Source organism: Streptomyces solincola (genome assembly GCF_002982015.1).
Lineage (GTDB): Bacteria > Actinomycetota > Actinomycetes > Streptomycetales > Streptomycetaceae > Streptomyces > Streptomyces solincola.
In genome coordinates this window covers 1-15,398 of record NZ_PVLV01000273.1, presented here as the reverse complement: position 1 = coordinate 15,398, position 15,398 = coordinate 1, and the positions used below count along the sequence as shown (strand labels likewise).

The following is a 15,398-nucleotide window of genomic DNA, read 5'->3' as shown; positions in this document are numbered from 1 at the left end:
GCATGGACGTGCTCCGCGGCAGCAGGGGCCGGCCGCACTCCGGCGGGGCCCCGAGCGGGCCGGCCCCTGCTGCCGCGGAGCACGTCCATGCACGTTCGGTCCGGCGCGCCACAGCCCGGCGCGACGCACGTCACCCTGCTCACCGAGGGCACCTACCCGCACAGCCACGGCGGGGTCAGCGTCTGGTGCGACCAGTTGGTCCAGGGCATGCCCGACATCGCCTTCCGGATCATGGCGGTCACCGGCAACGGCCGCGAGCCGCTGGCCTGGGAGCTGCCGCCGCAGGTCGCCGAGGTGGTGTCGGTGCCCATGTGGGGCGCGACCCCGCCCGGTTCGCCGCCGCGCGGCCGGCGCGCGCGCCGGCTGACGGCGGCCTACGAGCGGTTCCTGGCCGCGCTGCTGGACCCGGCCGAGGAGGAGGGTTTCGGCCCGGCGCTGTACGAGCTGGCGGCGGCCGCCCGGGACGGGCTGCTGAGCCCCGCGCTCCGCTCCGACGAGGCGGTCCGGGTGCTGGCCGGGGTGTGGAACCGGCCCGGTCTGGAGGTGCGCGAGGCCCGGCCCACCCTGCACGACGCGGTGACCGCCACCAGCCTGCTGGAGCACGCGCTGCGCCCGCTGGCGGCCGAGCCGCCGCGCGCCGGGGTGGCCCACGCGGTCAGCGGCGGCATCGCGGTACTGCCGGGTCTGGCGGCGCTGCACGAGCACGGGGTGCCGCTGCTGCTGACCGAGCACGGCGTCTACCTGCGCGAGCGGTACCTGAGCTACCGGGGCGCGCCCTACCGCTGGCCGGTCAAGGCGGTGCTGCTGGGCTTCTTCCGGCTGCTGGCCGGCGAGACCTACCGGCGGGCCGCGCTGATCACCCCGGGCAACCGCTACAACCGGCTGTGGGAGGAGCAGGGCGGCGCGGACCCGGCGCTGATCCGCACCGTCTACAACGGCGTGGACCCGGCGGCGTTCCCGGCGGCCGGTCCGGAGCCGGCGGGCCCGGTGCTGAGCTGGGCGGGCCGGGTGGACCCGATCAAGGACCTGGAGACGCTGATACGGGCGTTCGCGCTGGTGCGGGAGCGGGTGCCGGCGGCGGTGCTGCGCCTGTTCGGCGGCACTCCGCGGGGCGGCGAGGCGTACCGGGAGCGGTGCGAGGAGCTGGCCCGGTCGCTGGGTCTCGGCGGGGCGGTGACGTTCGAGGGCCGGGTGGACGACATCCGGGACGCCTACGCGGCGGGCAGCGTGGTGATGCTGTCCTCCATCAGCGAGGGTTTCCCGTTCACCCTGATCGAGGCGATGTCCTGCGGGCGGGCGACGGTCTCGACGGACGTCGGCGGGGTGCGCGAGGCGGTCGGCGAGACCGGTCTGGTGGTGCCGCCGCGCGACCCGCGGGCGATGGCGGAGGCGGCGCTGACGCTGCTGGCCGACCCGGCGCGGCGGGCGGCGATGGGCGAGGCGGCCCGGCTGCGGGTGATCGAGCAGTTCACCCTGCGCCAGACCGTGGACACCTTCCGCGCCATCTACCACGAGCTGGCCGCCGGACGTCCCGCGCACAGCGTCCCGGGGAGCGTCCCGGACACCGCGGTGCCCGCCGCGGTGGCGGCCGGGACCGGCGCGCGGAGCGTGGCCGGATGAGCCGCCGGGCGGCGGCGCACGCCCTGGACAGCGACACCGTGACGCTGCGGGTGGCCGGTCCGGTGGACGAGCTGGCGGCCGAGCTGGCCGACCGGGCGGGCAGCGCGGTGCACCCCTACGAGGTGGCGGCGCTGCTGGAGTCCGAGGGCCTGACGGGTGAGCAGATCCGCGAGCGCTACGGCCATCCGGACCTGTTCTCGCTGGCCGAGGACCTGTACCGGCGGGTGCCGCGGTCCTTCCCCGACCCGCCGGCCGCGCCGGACGCCTGGGCGCCGGACCATGTGCGCTGCCTGCTGCGCGGGGTGCTGTTCGCGCTGCCGGGCCTGGCGTACCTGCTGGTGGCGCCGCTGCTGCGGGGCACCGGGGCGGTGCCCGGTCTGGTGGTGGCCGGGCTGGTGTCCTGGGCGTGGGGGCAGGCGCTGGGGCACCGCACCTACGCGCGGCTGACCCTGGGCCGGCGGGAGGCGGGGCGGACCCTGCTGACGGGTGCGCCGCTGGGCGCGCTGCTGGCGACCGCCTCGGCGCTGGCGGTGGCCGGGCCGCGCGCCACGGTGCTGTGGGCGGCAGTGGCGCAGTCGGTGTACCTGGCGGCCGCCGGGGTGCTGCTGGTGCTGGGGCGGGAGCGGGCGCTGCTGGCCGCGCTGGCCCCGCTGGCGGCCGGGGCGGCGGCGCTGCCCTGGTGGGAGCCGGGCCCGCTGCTGCGGATCGCGCTGGTGCTGGGCACGGTGGCGGCGGCGGCCGCGGTGGCGGCGTTCACCGTGACGGGCGCGCTGCGGGCGGCCCCGGCGGCGGACGGGCCGCGCACCGGATACCTGCCCTCCCTGCCGTACGGGCTGTTCGGGCTGTCGGCCGGGGTGCTGGTGCTGACCGCGGGCGCCGGGCATCCGCTGGCCGTGGTGGCGCTGACGGTCAGCATGGGCCCGGCGGAGTGGCTGCTGTACCGCTTCCGGGGACTGTCGGTGGCGGCGCTGCGGGCCTCCACCACGGTGCGCGGTTTCGTGCTGCGCACGGTGCGGACGCTGGCGCTGTGCCTGGGCGGCTATCTGGTGCCGCTGGTGCCGGCCGCGCTGCTGACCGGGGCGGACCCGGTGGGCCTGGTGGCGCTGGCCGCGGTGCTGTGGACGGCGCTGCTGCTCCAGGCGTTCGGCGTGGCCTGGCCGACCGCGGCGATCTGCCTGCCGGCCGCGGCGGCGGTCGCCGCGGGGACGGCCGGGCCGGCCTGGTCCTCCGGGGAGGGCATCGCGCTGGGCGGCTCCCCGTGGCCGTACGCCTGGCTGGTGTGCACCGGCGCGGCGGCGCTGCTGGCCGTCGCCGCCGTCCGCCTGCTGGGCCGGCCCTCCGCGCACGTCTGAGACCACCTCCTTTCCCTCTGCCATCTGTCTCATCTCTGCCATAACGGAACGAGGACCAGGACATGACCTCCAGCCCGCTCGCCGCGGTCACCGGGGCCGACGGCTTCATCGGCTCCCACCTCACCCAGGCCCTGGTCGCCTCCGGGCACCGGGTGCGCGCGATGGCGCAGTACAACTCCTTCTCCTCCTACGGGTGGCTGGAGGTGCTGCCGAAGGACGTGCTGGACCAGGTGGAGATCGTGCTGGGCGACGTCCGCGACCCCGGTTCGGTGCGGGCGCTGGCGGAGGGCGCGGACGCGGTGTACCACCTGGCGGCGCTGATCGCGATCCCCTACTCGTACCAGGCGCCGCACAGCTATGTGGACACCAACGTCACCGGCACGCTCAACGTGCTGGAGGCGGTGCGCACGCTGGGCACGCCGCGGCTGGTGCACACCTCCACCAGCGAGACCTACGGCACCGCCCAGACGGTGCCGATCACCGAGGACCACCCGATCAACACCCAGTCGCCGTACGCCGCTTCGAAGGCGGGCGGGGACCGGCTGGCGGACAGCTACCACGCCAGTTTCGGCACGCCGGTGGTGACGCTGCGGCCGTTCAACACCTACGGCCCGCGCCAGTCGATGCGGGCGGTGATCCCCACCGTGATCGGGCAGCTGGCGGCCGGTTCGCGCACGGTCACCCTGGGGGACCTGCGGCCGACCCGGGACTTCAGCTTCGTCGCCGACACCGCGCGGGCGTTCCTGGCGGTGGGCACCGCGCCGGCCGAGGCGGTGGTGGGCCGCACCTTCAACGCCGGCACCGGCGGGGAGATCTCGGTCGGCGACCTGGTGCGGCTGATCGGCAAGGTGATGTCGGCCGACCTGGACGTACGGGAGGACGAGCAGCGGCTGCGGCCGGCCGACTCCGAGGTGATGCGGCTGGTGGCGGACGCCACCAGGCTGCGGGCGGCCACCGGTTGGGCCCCGGAGCACGACCTGGAGGACGGACTGGCCCGCACGGTCGAGTTCTTCCGCGACCCGGCCAACCTGGCCCGCTACAAGACCGACATCTACAACATCTGACCGAAGCGGGCCACGTACTCGTACGCACCCCAACCACGCACGCACCCCAACGTAAGGAGGCTTCCATGCACGCAGTGATACTCGCCGGAGGCAAGGGCGTCCGGCTGCGTCCGTACACCACCGCGCTGCCCAAGCCCCTGGTGCCCATCGGGGACCGGCACGCCATCCTGGAGATCGTGCTGCGCCAGTTGGCGGCGGCCGGGTTCACCAGTTGCACCCTGGCCATCGGCCACCTCGGCCAGATCATCCGGGCCTATGTGGGCAACGGATCGCGGTGGGGGCTGGACATCGACTACTCCACCGAGGAGAGCCCGCTCGGCACCATCGGCCCGCTGCTGACCATCCGGGACCGGCTGCCGGAGAACTTCCTGGTGATGAACGGCGACATCCTCACCGACCTGGACTACGCCGACCTGGTGCACCGGCACGCGGCCGGCGACGCGCCGCTGACCATTGCCACCTACCAGCGCAAGGTGCACATCGACTTCGGGGTGCTGACCACCGACGCCGGGAAGGTGGTCGGCTTCCGGGAGAAGCCGAGCATGGACTGCCGGGTGTCGATGGGGGTGTACGCGGTGTCGCGCGGCACCCTGGACCGCTACACGCCGGGCCTGCCGCTCGGCTTCGACGAACTGATCCTCGACCTGCTGGGCGCCGGGACCCCGCCCGCGGCCTACGAGTTCGGCGGCTACTGGCTCGACATCGGGCGGCCCGACGACTACGACCGCGCCAACGCGGAGTTCACCACCCACCAGTCGCTGCTGCTGAGGGGGGCCTGAGCACCTCATGCGCATCCTGGTCCTGGGGGCCACCGGGTACCTGGGCGGGCACGTCGCCGAGCGGCTGCGCGCCCTGCCGGAGGCGACGCTGCTGTACGGCGGCCGCTCGCCGGGGGCCGACCTGCCGGTGGACCTCGCCACGGCCCGTCCCGGTCCGCTCGCCGAGGCGCTGGCCGCGCTCGCCCCGGACGCGGTGGTGAACTGCGCGGGCGCGGTCGGCGGCGACGCGGTGGCGCTGGCCGAGGTCAACGCCCGCGGCCCGGCGGTGCTGTGCGCGGCGCTGCGCCAGGCGGCGCCCGGGGCCCGGCTGGTGCATCTGGGCTCGGCCGCCGAGTACGGTCCCGGCCGGCCCGGGACGCGGGTCGGCGAGGACGCGCCGACCCGTCCGGCCGCCCCGTACGGGGCCACCAAGCTGGCCGGCACGGTGGCGGTGACCGCCTCAGGTCTGGACGCGGTGGTGCTGCGGGTCGGCAACCCGGTCGGTCCCGGGGCCCCGGTCGCCGGGCTGCCCGGCTCGGTGGCGCGCGCCCTGCGGGACGCCGGCCCCGGCCCGGACGCGGTGCTGCGGGTCGGCGACCTCTCCCCGTACCGTGACTTCGTGGACGTCCGCGACCTGGCCCGGGCCGCCGCCCTGGCCGCGACGCGCCCGGGGCCGCTGCCCGCCGTGCTCAACATCAGCGCCGGGCGGGCGGTGGAGGTACGGGAGCTGGTGCGGGGCCTGGTCCGGGCGTCCGGGTTCGCCGGCCGGGTGGAGGAGACGGCCGGCGGCTCGACCCGCTCGGCCGCCGTGGGCTGGCAGTGCTCCGACGTCTCGGCGGCCCGCGCCGCGCTCGGCTGGGCCCCGCTCCACACGCTCGCCGACTCGGTCGCCGCGCTGTGGGCCTCGGTGGCCGGCGCACCCGTCCCCGCCCGGTGAGCCTGGCCCGCGGCCTCCCGGTCCTCATGGTGCTGCTGCTCCTGGCAGCGTGCAGCGGCCCCTCCCCCGCCCCGGACCCCGTACCGACGAGGCCGCCGGGCGCGCGGTGGCAGCCCGAGCCGGGGACCGCCTGGCAGTGGCAGCTCGACGGGCGGGTGGACCCGGGCGTGGACGTGCCGGTGTACGACATCGACGGCTTCGTCAACACCGCCGAGGACGTGGCCGGGCTGCACCGCGAGGGACGCAAGGTCATCTGCTACGTCAACGCCGGCGCCTGGGAGGACTTCCGCCCCGACGCCGGCGACTTCCCGGCCGCCCTGCGCGGCAAGGGCAACGGCTGGCCCGGCGAACGCTGGCTCGACATCCGCCGCCTGGACGCGCTGCGCCCGCTGATGGAGCGCCGGCTGGACATGTGCCGCGACAAGGGCTTCGACGCCGTCGAACCGGACCTGGTCGACGGCTATCTGCATGACACCGGCTTCCCGCTCACCGCCGCCCACCAGCTCGCCTACAACCGCATGCTGGCCCGCGCCGCGCACGCCCGGGGGCTGGCGATCGGCCTGAAGAACGACCTCCCGCAGATCCCGCAGCTCGTCGGGGTCTACGACTTCGCGGTCAACGAGGAGTGCGCCCAGTACGACGAGTGCGCCGCGCTCACCCCGTTCATCCGAGCCGGCAAGGCCGTCTTCCACGTCGAGTACGCGCTGACCAACGCGGAGTTCTGCCCCCAGGCCCGCGCGCTGGGCCTGTCCTCCATGCGCAAGCGCCTGGACCTCGACCCCTGGCGCAAGCCGTGCTGAACGCACCGGAGCGCTAGCCGCCCGTGCGGCGGATCCGGACCGGGCCGCGGACGGCGTCCAGGTCGACCGGCTCGCCGTGCTGCACCACCTCCACCTGGCCGGCGGCGGCCAGCCTGCGTACGGCGTCGCGGACCGGGTCCATCAGGTCCCGCCAGCCCTCGTCGTCGCCGGAGTAGGCGGCGCGGGCGGCGTCGGAGGGGCAGATGGTGGCGGTCTTCGCGCGCGCGTCGAGGAGGCGCAGGACGGTCTGCTCCAACTCCTCGCCCGGCTCGGTGTCGCGACGGGTCATGGGCGGCCTCCTCAGGGACGCCGGCCGGGTACCCGCCGGGCCGCCGGCGATGCCGGCGCGGGTTGCGCCGGGCGGGGGATTACCGCCCCGTACCCGAGGGCGCGGCCCGCCGTAAGGGGACCGGTCCTTGTATGACCGTTACCGCGAACATCGTCGGCGACCGCCCGGTGGCGACGCTGATCAACGTCTTCACCGTCGCTCCCGACCGCCAGGCGGAGCTGCTGGAGCTCCTCGGCCGGGCCACCGAGGAGACCATGAGGCGCCAGCCCGGCTTCCTGCGGGCCAACTTCCACGCCAGCCTGGACGGCGTACGCGTCGTCAACTACGCGCAGTGGGAGTCCGAGGAGCACTACCGGGCCATGCTGGAGAACCCGGAGGCGCGGGTGCACATGGACCAGGCGGCGAAGATCGCCACCGACGTCCAGCCGCGGTTGTTCCACGTCGTCTCCAGCCACACCGCCGCGCCCTGACGCAGGGCCGCTCCCCTTCCCGACCACGGCGCGGGCCGCCCGGGTACCCACTTTTTCGTGCGTACTGGGCGGCCCGCGCCGTCCGTAGGAGACTGGAACCCGCGACGGGCCGACCGGAAGGGAAGGGGGCGGGTCAGGAGGAGCGGCGGGCCGCGGCGAGGACCTCCAGGCGGCGGTGGCCCCCGTCGGCGAGCGGGGCGAGGGCCTCGCTCAGCTCACGGCCGAACGGCGTGAGCGAGTAGACCGTCTTCAGCGGCAGCACGTCGAACACCTCCCGCTCGACCAGACCGTCCCCCGCCATCTCGCGGAGCGTGGCGGTCAGCACCTTCTCACTGAGTCCGGGCAGTCCCCGGCGCCCCCCGTGCCCTCCTCCACCGTCACCGTGCTCGGGCTCGGGCCGATGGGCCGGGCGCTGGCCGGCGCCTTCCTGGCGGCCGGGGCGCGCACCACCGTCTGGAACCGGACACCCGGCCGGGACCGTGAACTGGTGGAGCGAGGCGCCGTCGGGGCGCGCTCCGCCGCCGAGGCGGTCGCCGCGAGCCCGCTGACGGTGGTCTGCGTCGTGGACTACGACGCGGCCGACGCGCTGCTGCGGTCCGAGGCCCGGGCGGAAGGGGTGAGCGCGCGTGAGCTGGCCCCCTTCGCCCAGGGCATCGCCGCCATCCTGCCGCCGCTGTTCGAGGAGACGGCCGGGGAGGCGGACGAGGGCCGTTTCGCCGGCGGGGGCAATCCGCTGACCTCCGCGGTGTCGTCCATGGCGCACATCGTCCAGGCCGCCGAGGCGCACGGCATCGACAGCGGGGTGATGCGCGCGGCTGAGGGCATGGCGCGGCGGGCGGTGGGGCTCGGGCACGGCGCGGACGGCTTCGTCCGGATCGCCGACGTGCTCGCCGCCCCGCTCGCCCGGTCCGCCGGCTGATGCCGGCTGCTGGGCGTCCCCGGCCCGTTCGGGGGACGGGCCGGGGCCTTCCACCAGGCGGCGTACGGCTGCGGGCGCGCGGGGGTCCCGGGTGCCACGATGGCCGTGACGGGTGACGGGCGGGACGACGCGACCAGGGACGGGTGATCCATGGACAGGTCCGGGCTGATCGAGGCCACGCTGCGCAAGGCCGCCGACGGCGGGAGCGGCCTCGGGCAGGAGGACGTCGGGCGGGTGATCGACGCGCTGTTCGGCACCGTCGAGCACGCCGGGTCGATCGCCGAGGCGGTCAAGGCGGGCGAGACGGTGACGCTGCTGGGCTTCGGCGACTTCCACGCCGAGGGCGGCTCGGCGGTGCTGCGGCCCGGCAAGGCGTTGACCGAGTTCCTCCAGGACGCCACCCGGTGAACGGCCGGCGGCGTACCGCGTGGCGACCCTGACGCTCCGGGCGACCGGCCGGGCCCAACCGGACGAGGTGTGGCGGCGGTACGCGGAGCCCGCCCGCTGGCCCACCTGGTCGCCGCAGATCCGCGCGGTGCGGGTGAGCGGGGAGCGGATCGCGCCGGGGCTGCGCGGCGAGGTGGTGTCCCTGCTGGGCGTGCGGGCCCGGTTCGCCGTGGAGGCCGTGGACGAGACGGCCCGCACCTGGAGTTGGCGGGTGCGCGTGGGCCCCCTCCGACTCCGTCTGCACCACGAGGTCCTCCCGGCGCCCGGCGGGGCCGGCACCCGTTTGAGGATCACCGGCCCGGCCGCCGCCGTCACCGCGTACGCCCTGCCGGCCCGCTGGGCCCTGAGCCGGCTGGTGCGCCCGTGAGCCCCGTCCCCCTCCGGGTCCCGTCCGCACGGTCCCGGTACGGCTCAGGCCGGGGCGGCGGCGCGGCGGGCGGCCACCGCGCGGTCGGCGTCCGCCAGCACCAGGTCGTGGTTGATCTGGGCCGCCGCGAAGGTGGCGGCGGCGGCCGCCGGGCCGACCTGGGCGGACAGGTCGGTGACGTTGCCGGCCGCCCACACGCCGGGCGCCTCGGTGCGGCCGGTCGGGTCGGTGACCAGGTGTTCGCCGAAGCCCGCGGGGTGGGGGACCGCCCTCAGGCCGAGCCCGGCGAGGAAACCGGCCCGCGCCTCCATCCGGGTGGCGACCGCGAGCGCGTCGCGGGCGACCACCGTGGAGTCGGCCAGTCTCACCCCGGTCAGCCGGTCGCCGGCGCTCTCCACGGCCGCCACCTCGCCGGTGACCACGGGCACGCCGAGCGCGGCCAGCCTCTCGGCGTCCTCGCCGGCGGGCGGCTCGGTCCGGTGGGCGAAGAGGACCACGTCGGCGGTCCACTGGCGGAACAGCAGCGCCTGGTGCACGGACTGCGGTCCGGTGGCCAGCACTCCGACGGCGCGGTCGCGCACCTCCCAGCCGTGGCAGTACGGGCAGTGCAGCACGTCCCGGCCCCACCGCTCGCGCAGCCCCGGCACCTCCGGCAGCGTGTCCACCAGTCCGGTGGTCACCAGCAGCCGGCGGGCCCGGACGCTGCCGCCGCCGGCCAGCCCCACGGCGAATCCGTCCTCCTCCCGTACGGCGGTGCGGACCTCGTCGTGCACGATCCGGCCGCCGTAGCCGCGTACTTCCCGGCGGCCGCGGGCCAGCAGGTCGGCCGGCGGGATCCCGTCCAGTGCCAGCAGCCCGTGCACACCGGCCGCCGGGGCGTTGCGCGGCGCTCCCGCGTCGACCACCAGCACGGACCGCCGGGCGCGGGCCAGGGTCAGCGCGCCGCTCAGCCCGGCGGCGCCGCCGCCGATCACCACGACGTCGACCTCGTCGCTTCTCGTCTCGGTCACCTTGACCACCTCCGCGACCGACCGTGCCCCGTCGCCGACCGGCCGGCAACGTTCCTTGCCGAAGTGGCAAACTCGGTGCCATGGGAGATGCCATGGAGCAGGAGACGGACGGGGAAGACCGGACGCTGCGGGCGGTCGGGCCGCGGCTGCGGGCGCTGCGGCGGCGGCGGGAGAGCACGCTGGCGGCGCTGTCGGAGGCGACCGGGATCTCGGTGAGCACGCTGTCCCGGCTGGAGTCCGGGGAGCGGCGGCCGACCCTGGAGCTGCTGCTGCCGCTGGCCCGCGCGCACGGGGTCACCCTGGACGAGCTGGTCGGCGCCCCGCCCACCGGGGACCCGCGGGTGCACTTGCGGCCGGTGACCCACCACGGGCGCACCATGGTGCCGCTGACCCGCCGCCCCGGCGGCATCCAGGCGTACAAGCTGATCCTGCCCGGTGACGAGGCCGGCCGGGAGCCCGACCCGAAGACGCACGAGGGCTACGAGTGGCTGTACGTGCTCGACGGAAGGCTGCGGCTGGTGCTGGGCGAGCACGACCTGGTGCTGACGCCGGGCGAGGCGGCCGAGTTCGACACCCGGGTGCCGCACTGGTTCGGGGCGGCGGACGGCCGGCCGGTGGAGTTCCTCAGCCTGTTCGGACGGCAGGGCGAGCGGGCCCACCTGGTCGCCCGCCCCCGCTCCCGCTAGCCGGGAGGGGTCTGCGCCGGGGCGTCGAACCAGGCCGGGGCGTCGGCGAGGGCCTGCTTGATGCGGAAGGTCTCGAACGCGCGCATGGCCGGCAGCGCGTCCGGCGCGAACCAGCCGACCTCCAGCGACTCGTCGTCGTTGACCCGGGCCTCGCCGCCGGTCGCCCGGCAGCGGAAGCAGACGTCCAGGTACTGGCTGCGGTCGCCGTTGGGGTAGGTGACCGGGGCCAGGGTCTGCACGACCACGATCCGTTCGGCGACGCAGCGGACGGCCGTCTCCTCGTAGACCTCGCGCACCACGGCCTCGGCCGGTTGCTCGCCGGGCTCGGGGATGCCGCCGATGATGGACCAGCGGCCGTTGTCGGCGCGCCGGCCGAGCAGCACCCGGCCGGCGTCGTCGAGGACGACGGCCGAGACGCCGGGCAGGAAGAGCAGCTCGTTGCCGAGGGTGGCCCGGATGTCGCGAAGGAAGTCGGGAATCGCCATGCCACCACGGTAGACGCGGCCCTCCGGGGGCCGGTTGCAGGGGCGGGCGCCGCCGTCACCCGCGGCCGGGGACGCCGGGAGGGCCGCCCGCGGCGAGCAGTCGGACCAGCTCCGCAAGGCCCGCGCCGGTCATCGGCTCGCTCTCCGGCCGGGTCACCCAGGCGTAGCCGTCCTCCCCGGGGAGCCGGGCCCCCGGGGCGGGCAGCCAGGAGCCGGGCCGCAGCACCAGCACCCGGTCCGGGGCGGGCAGGCCGCGCGGGGGCGGCGCGGGCACGGCGGCGGCCGCCGGGGCGGCGGCCCAGACCCAGGAGCGCAGCGGTCCGGCCAGCACCGGCGGCGGGTTGAGCCGCCAGTCCAGGAAGTCGTCGAGCACGGCGGTCAGCGGGGCGGGCACCTGGAGGGCGGCGAGGTGGCGGTGCAGCCGGATGCCGGGCTGGATCCGGGCTCGGCGCAGGCCGCCGCGGGCGGAGACGCCGGGCCACCAGCGCTCCCGCAGCGGGTGTGCGCCGGGCGTCGGGCAGGCAGCCGCGCGCCGGCAGCCGCACCGGGCGCCGTCCCATGCGGCCAGGTCGACGGCCGCGCCCAGCTTCGGCGGCCGGCTCGGCGGGGCCGCCGCGCCCGCGGCGGGCGTCGCGGCGCGGGAAGTGCGGTACATGACGTGATCACCTGGGCGTGCGTGGGGGGAGCGGCGTGCGCGGCCGCCGAGCGGTCCCGGAGGACTCCCGTCCACCATGCGTGTGATTCACATGATTGGCAATAAGCCGCCGGACCTGCGGCGGACATTGGCCGGTCCCGTTCGGTGCGCGGCGGGCGGCGGGTACGGTCGGGGCGGACTGTCCCGGCCGGTGCGGACCCGCTCCGGCCGGTGCGGCGGACTCCGCCCGTGCCGCCCGTACGGTCCGGCCGACAGGGAGGCGCGGTGGCACAGCGTGCGCGGTCCAGCCCGACGCTGGAGCACCTGGTGGTGGCCCGTCAGCTCCAGCGGGCCCGCGAGGAGTACGGGCGCCTGAGCTTCGCCGAGGCCGCCGAGCGCGCCGGAACCAGCCATATGTCGATCCGGCGGCTGGAATCGGCGGCCACCGCCCTGAACCCGGACCTGATCCGGCGTCTGCTGCGCCTGTACGGGGTGCCGGCGGCCGAGTCGCGGGGGCTGATGGAGCGGGTGGAGGCGGCCCGCCGGCCGGGCTGGTGGCACGAGCGCTACCGCACCGTGATGTCCGCCGCCTACCAGGAGTGGATCGCGCTGGAGAGCGCCGCGTTCGCGATCCGGCTCTGGCAGCCGGCCCTGGTGCCGGACCTGCTGCGCACCCCGGCGTACACCGCCGCCCTGCACCGCGCCGAGCACCCCCGGGCGGACCGCCGGGAGGTCGACCTGGTGGTGGAGCTGGCGGCCGAGCGGCAGCGGCGCCTCGCGCAGCGCTCCGCCCGGCTGTGGGTGCTCATGGGCGCCGCGGCCCTGCACACCTCGGTCGGCACCCCGGGCGTACGGCGCGGGCAGCACGCGGCCCTGGAGGAGGCGCTGTCCCGGCGGCGGGTGAACGTCCAGCTCCTCCCGCTGGACGCCGGCCCGCACCCGCTGCTGGCCTGCGGACCGGTCCGGCTGCTGCGGCTGGACGCCGGGGAGGTGGCCGACCACGTGGTGGCCGAGTCCCCGATGGCCACCACGATCACCGGCGACGGCACGGCGGTGGCCAGGCTGCGCCGGGCGCTGGACGCCACCGCGGCCCTCGCCGCCTTCCCCAGGACCCTCGTCCCGTACCTTCCCGACGTCCCCGACACCCCGCAGGAGACCGAGCATGGCTGACCAGCCCACCGCGCCGACCGGCGTCGACCCCACCGTCCCGCACAGCGCCCGCTGGTGGAACTACCTCCAGGGCGGGCAGAACTGGTACGAGGCCGACAAGGAGGCCGCCGAGCAGTTCTCGGCCATGGTCCCCGAGATACGCGACCTGGCCCTGGCCTCCCGGCAGTTCCTCCAGCGCAGCGTGCGGTGGGCCGCCGAGCACGGTCTGCGCCAGTTCCTGGACCTCGGCGCGGGGCTGCCGGCCGAGCCCAACGTGCACGAACTGGCCCAGCGCGCGCACCCCGCGGCGGCGGTGGTCTACGTCGACAACGACCCGATGGTGCTGCTGCACCGCCGGGCCTACCTGGACAGCACGCCCGAGGGCCGCACCGCCTATCTGGACGCCGACCTGCGCGACACCGCCCGGATCCTCCAGCGGGCCGGGGAGACGCTGGACCTGTCCCGGCCGGTGGCGATCGTGCTGTCCGACGTGCTGGGCCACGTCCACGACGACGCCGAGGCGGCCGGCCTGGTGCGCGAGCTGGTCGCGGCGGCCGTGCCGGGCAGCGCGCTCGTCCTCAGCCACTCCGCGCCCAGCCCACGGCTGTCGGCGGCCGCGGACGCCTACGCCGACACCGGCGGGCTGGCCTACCGGCTGCGCCCCACCGACCAGATCGCGCGGTTCTTCACCGGTCTGACCCTCGTCGAGCCGGGGCTGGTCCCGATGCCCGACTGGCGTCCCGACGGCGTCACCCACCGGATCCGCGAGGACGTCGGGTACGGGGCGGTGGGCCTGGTCCCCTGACCCGGCCTGGTCCCCCGGGCCGGCCTTGGGCCGGCCGGACTAGCCGGTGGCGGCGGCGCGGCGGCGGCGCACCGCCGCCGTGCCGGCCCAGGCCGCGCCCGCGCCGGCCACGGCGAGCAGCACGATCTCGGGCAGCACCCCGAGCCGGGTGGCGGGGGTGAGCGAGGAGCGCAGCGGGACCTCGTCGACCAAAGCGTCCGGGGTGAACATCCGCGTCCGCTCGGCGATCGTGCCGTCCGGGCGGATCACCGCGCTGACCCCGCTGGTGACGGGGACGACCACGGCCCGGCTGTGCTCGACGGCCCGCACCCGGTCCATGGCCAACTGCTGGTAGGTCATGTCGCTGCGCCCGAAGGTGGCGTTGTTGCTGGGCACGGCGATGAGCTGGGCGCCGCCGGTGACGGTGTCCCGGGCGGCCCAGTCGAAGGCCGCTTCGAAGCAGGTGACCAGGCCGACCCGGGTGCCGGCCAGGTCGAAGACGCCGACCTGGCGGCCCGGCCCGAAGTCCCGGCTGACCCGGTCCACGTTCTTGTTGAAGACGCGGACCAGCGAGCGCATCGGGATGTACTCGCCGAAGGGCTGCACGTGCCGCTTGTCGTAGGTGGCGACCGGTCCGCGCCGGGGGTCCCACTGGATGAGGGTGTTGCGGAGCTTGCCGGTGTCCGGGGTGAGCACCGCGCCGACCACCGTCGGTGCGCCGATCGCCCGTACCGCGCCGTCGATGACCGCGCGCGCGTCGGGGTTGCGGTAGGGGTCGAGGTCGGAGGAGTTCTCCGGCCAGAGCACCAGGTCGGGCCTGGGTTCGCGGCCGGCGGCCACGTCGTCGGCGAGCTGCCGGGTGCGCTTGGCGTGGTTGTCCAGGACCTGGCGGCGCTGCTCGTTGAAGTCGAGGCCGAGGCGGGGGACGTTGCCCTGGACGGCGGCGACGGTGGCGGTGCCGTCCTCGGCGGCGTCGGAGACCAGCGGCAGCGCCGCCCCGGCGGCGGCGCACGGGACGAGCACGGCGAGCGCGGCGGCGGCCAGCGGGCCGCGCGGCAGGGCGCCGGCGCGGCGGCGTACGAGGGCGAGGCGGACCGCCTCGTACAGCCCGTAGCCGCACAGCGCCACGGCGAAGCCCAGCACCGGGGTGCCGCCGAGCGCGGCGAGCGGCAGGAAGAAGCCGTCGGCCTGGCCGAAGGCGACCTTGCCCCAGGGGAAGCCGCCGAACGGGAAGCGGGCCCGGGCCGCCTCGCCGGCGGTCCAGACGGCGGCGGCGAACACCGGCCAGGCGGGCAGCCGGGAGACGGCGGCGGTCAGCAGCCCGGTGGCGGCGGTGAACAGCGCCTCCACGGCGACCAGTGCCAGCCAGGGCCCGGCGCCCACCTCCTCGCCGGTCCACACCAGCAGCGGGGCGAGGAAGCCGAGCCCGGCGAGGTAGCCGAGGCCGAAGCCGGCGCGCAGCCCGCGGCCGTGCAGCGCCCAGCCGAGCAGCGCGAAGGCGGGCAGGGCCAGCCACCACAGCGGGCGGGGCGGGAAGCTGAGGTACAGCAGCACCCCGGCGAGGCCCGCGGCCGCCGGCCTGACCAGTCGCAGCGGCAGTCGCGTCCGCCGGGGTGCTGCTGTACCT

General features: G+C 76.4%; 18 protein-coding genes and 1 pseudogene. 13 read left to right on the top strand and 6 right to left on the bottom strand.

From position 1 onward, the window contains the following. Positions 1–87: 87 nt before the first annotated feature. From pelF to C6N75_RS18115, 6 genes are all read left to right on the top strand, one after another. Complete coding sequence (pelF, locus tag C6N75_RS18140; RefSeq protein ID WP_105869946.1) at positions 88–1,620, top strand: GT4 family glycosyltransferase PelF; 1,533 nt, start codon at positions 88–90, stop codon at positions 1,618–1,620. Then, positions 1,617–2,972: a hypothetical protein gene (locus tag C6N75_RS18135; RefSeq protein ID WP_181160524.1), complete on the top strand. Its 1,356-nt coding sequence runs from the start codon at positions 1,617–1,619 to the stop codon at positions 2,970–2,972. The genes pelF and C6N75_RS18135 overlap by 4 nt, the downstream gene beginning before the upstream one ends. Positions 2,973–3,034: 62 nt before the next feature. After that, positions 3,035–4,036 (top strand): SDR family NAD(P)-dependent oxidoreductase, encoded by a 1,002-nt coding sequence (locus C6N75_RS18130; protein ID WP_105869945.1) that lies wholly within the window; start codon positions 3,035–3,037, stop codon positions 4,034–4,036. 65 nt (positions 4,037–4,101) lie between these two features. Next, complete coding sequence (locus C6N75_RS18125; RefSeq protein WP_105869944.1) at positions 4,102–4,815, top strand: nucleotidyltransferase family protein; 714 nt, start codon at positions 4,102–4,104, stop codon at positions 4,813–4,815. A 7-nt stretch (positions 4,816–4,822) separates the two neighbouring features. Continuing rightward, complete coding sequence (locus C6N75_RS18120) at positions 4,823–5,731, top strand: NAD-dependent epimerase/dehydratase family protein (RefSeq protein WP_105869943.1); 909 nt, start codon at positions 4,823–4,825, stop codon at positions 5,729–5,731. A 26-nt stretch (positions 5,732–5,757) separates the two neighbouring features. Further along, complete coding sequence (locus tag C6N75_RS18115; protein ID WP_105869951.1) at positions 5,758–6,531, top strand: endo alpha-1,4 polygalactosaminidase; 774 nt, start codon at positions 5,758–5,760, stop codon at positions 6,529–6,531. Positions 6,532–6,544: 13 nt separating this feature from the next. Here C6N75_RS18115 and C6N75_RS18110 read toward each other — a convergent pair whose 3' ends face one another. Beyond that, entirely contained in the window at positions 6,545–6,820 is a 276-nt protein-coding gene (locus tag C6N75_RS18110; RefSeq protein ID WP_105869942.1) for a DUF3253 domain-containing protein, read from the bottom strand. Between the two features lie 131 nt (positions 6,821–6,951). On the opposite strand from C6N75_RS18110, the gene C6N75_RS18105 reads away from it, so the two are divergent. Further along, positions 6,952–7,290, top strand: a complete 339-nt coding sequence (locus C6N75_RS18105) for an antibiotic biosynthesis monooxygenase family protein (protein ID WP_105869941.1) — start codon at positions 6,952–6,954, stop codon at positions 7,288–7,290. 133 nt (positions 7,291–7,423) lie between these two features. Here C6N75_RS18105 and C6N75_RS18100 read toward each other — a convergent pair. Then, positions 7,424–7,645 (bottom strand): annotated as a pseudogene (locus C6N75_RS18100) (winged helix-turn-helix transcriptional regulator); the annotation flags it as partial. 6 nt (positions 7,646–7,651) lie between these two features. Between C6N75_RS18100 and C6N75_RS18095 the strand changes: the two are divergent. The 3 genes from C6N75_RS18095 to C6N75_RS18085 all read left to right on the top strand — a co-directional run bounded on the left by C6N75_RS18095 (position 7,652) and on the right by C6N75_RS18085 (position 9,023). Then, the gene (locus C6N75_RS18095) at positions 7,652–8,209 is read left to right on the top strand and encodes an imine reductase family protein (RefSeq protein ID WP_105869940.1); all 558 of its coding nucleotides are present in this window, start codon (positions 7,652–7,654) and stop codon (positions 8,207–8,209) included. Between the two features lie 150 nt (positions 8,210–8,359). Then, complete coding sequence (locus C6N75_RS18090; protein ID WP_105869939.1) at positions 8,360–8,617, top strand: HU family DNA-binding protein; 258 nt, start codon at positions 8,360–8,362, stop codon at positions 8,615–8,617. A 28-nt stretch (positions 8,618–8,645) separates the two neighbouring features. Further along, a complete protein-coding gene (locus C6N75_RS18085) occupies positions 8,646–9,023 on the top strand; it encodes an SRPBCC family protein (RefSeq protein ID WP_105869949.1) in 378 nt (125 codons plus the stop codon). A 44-nt stretch (positions 9,024–9,067) separates the two neighbouring features. Here C6N75_RS18085 and C6N75_RS18080 read toward each other — a convergent pair whose 3' ends face one another. Next, a complete protein-coding gene (locus C6N75_RS18080) occupies positions 9,068–10,033 on the bottom strand; it encodes an NAD(P)/FAD-dependent oxidoreductase (RefSeq protein ID WP_105869948.1) in 966 nt (321 codons plus the stop codon). A gap of 80 nt (positions 10,034–10,113) precedes the next feature. Here C6N75_RS18080 and C6N75_RS18075 point away from each other — a divergent pair, with 80 nt between their 5' ends. Then, positions 10,114–10,719: a helix-turn-helix domain-containing protein gene (locus C6N75_RS18075; RefSeq protein ID WP_256106999.1), complete on the top strand. Its 606-nt coding sequence runs from the start codon at positions 10,114–10,116 to the stop codon at positions 10,717–10,719. Here C6N75_RS18075 and C6N75_RS18070 read toward each other — a convergent pair. After that, positions 10,716–11,204, bottom strand: coding sequence for an NUDIX hydrolase (locus C6N75_RS18070; RefSeq protein WP_105869937.1), 489 nt, complete (start codon positions 11,202–11,204; stop codon positions 10,716–10,718). The two genes, C6N75_RS18075 and C6N75_RS18070, sit on opposite strands and share 4 nt — an antisense overlap. A gap of 55 nt (positions 11,205–11,259) precedes the next feature. Next, positions 11,260–11,859, bottom strand: a complete 600-nt coding sequence (locus tag C6N75_RS18065; RefSeq protein ID WP_105869936.1) for a hypothetical protein — start codon at positions 11,857–11,859, stop codon at positions 11,260–11,262. 264 nt (positions 11,860–12,123) lie between these two features. Here C6N75_RS18065 and C6N75_RS18060 point away from each other — a divergent pair, with 264 nt between their 5' ends. Next, positions 12,124–13,008, top strand: coding sequence for a helix-turn-helix domain-containing protein (locus tag C6N75_RS18060; RefSeq protein ID WP_146132604.1), 885 nt, complete (start codon positions 12,124–12,126; stop codon positions 13,006–13,008). Then, entirely contained in the window at positions 13,001–13,792 is a 792-nt protein-coding gene (locus C6N75_RS18055; protein WP_105869934.1) for an SAM-dependent methyltransferase, read from the top strand. The genes C6N75_RS18060 and C6N75_RS18055 overlap by 8 nt, the downstream gene beginning before the upstream one ends. Positions 13,793–13,831: 39 nt before the next feature. Here the strand turns inward: C6N75_RS18055 and lnt are convergent. Next, positions 13,832–15,398: apolipoprotein N-acyltransferase (gene lnt, locus C6N75_RS18050; RefSeq protein ID WP_105869947.1), on the bottom strand; the 1,567-nt coding region annotated here is incomplete at its 5' end.

Coding starts and splice junctions, on each gene's coding strand:
- C6N75_RS18125 (WP_105869944.1), top strand. CDS start 4,102: ATGCACGCAGTGATACTCGCCGGAGGCAAGGGCGTCCGGCTGCGTCCG.
- C6N75_RS18135 (WP_181160524.1), top strand. CDS start 1,617: ATGAGCCGCCGGGCGGCGGCGCACGCCCTGGACAGCGACACCGTGACG.
- C6N75_RS18130 (WP_105869945.1), top strand. CDS start 3,035: ATGACCTCCAGCCCGCTCGCCGCGGTCACCGGGGCCGACGGCTTCATC.
- C6N75_RS18115 (WP_105869951.1), top strand. CDS start 5,758: ATGGTGCTGCTGCTCCTGGCAGCGTGCAGCGGCCCCTCCCCCGCCCCG.
- C6N75_RS18065 (WP_105869936.1), bottom strand. CDS start 11,859: ATGTACCGCACTTCCCGCGCCGCGACGCCCGCCGCGGGCGCGGCGGCC.
- C6N75_RS18120 (WP_105869943.1), top strand. CDS start 4,823: ATGCGCATCCTGGTCCTGGGGGCCACCGGGTACCTGGGCGGGCACGTC.
- C6N75_RS18105 (WP_105869941.1), top strand. CDS start 6,952: ATGACCGTTACCGCGAACATCGTCGGCGACCGCCCGGTGGCGACGCTG.
- C6N75_RS18070 (WP_105869937.1), bottom strand. CDS start 11,204: ATGGCGATTCCCGACTTCCTTCGCGACATCCGGGCCACCCTCGGCAAC.
- C6N75_RS18075 (WP_256106999.1), top strand. CDS start 10,114: ATGGGAGATGCCATGGAGCAGGAGACGGACGGGGAAGACCGGACGCTG.
- C6N75_RS18110 (WP_105869942.1), bottom strand. CDS start 6,820: ATGACCCGTCGCGACACCGAGCCGGGCGAGGAGTTGGAGCAGACCGTC.
- C6N75_RS18055 (WP_105869934.1), top strand. CDS start 13,001: ATGGCTGACCAGCCCACCGCGCCGACCGGCGTCGACCCCACCGTCCCG.
- pelF (WP_105869946.1), top strand. CDS start 88: ATGCACGTTCGGTCCGGCGCGCCACAGCCCGGCGCGACGCACGTCACC.
- C6N75_RS18090 (WP_105869939.1), top strand. CDS start 8,360: ATGGACAGGTCCGGGCTGATCGAGGCCACGCTGCGCAAGGCCGCCGAC.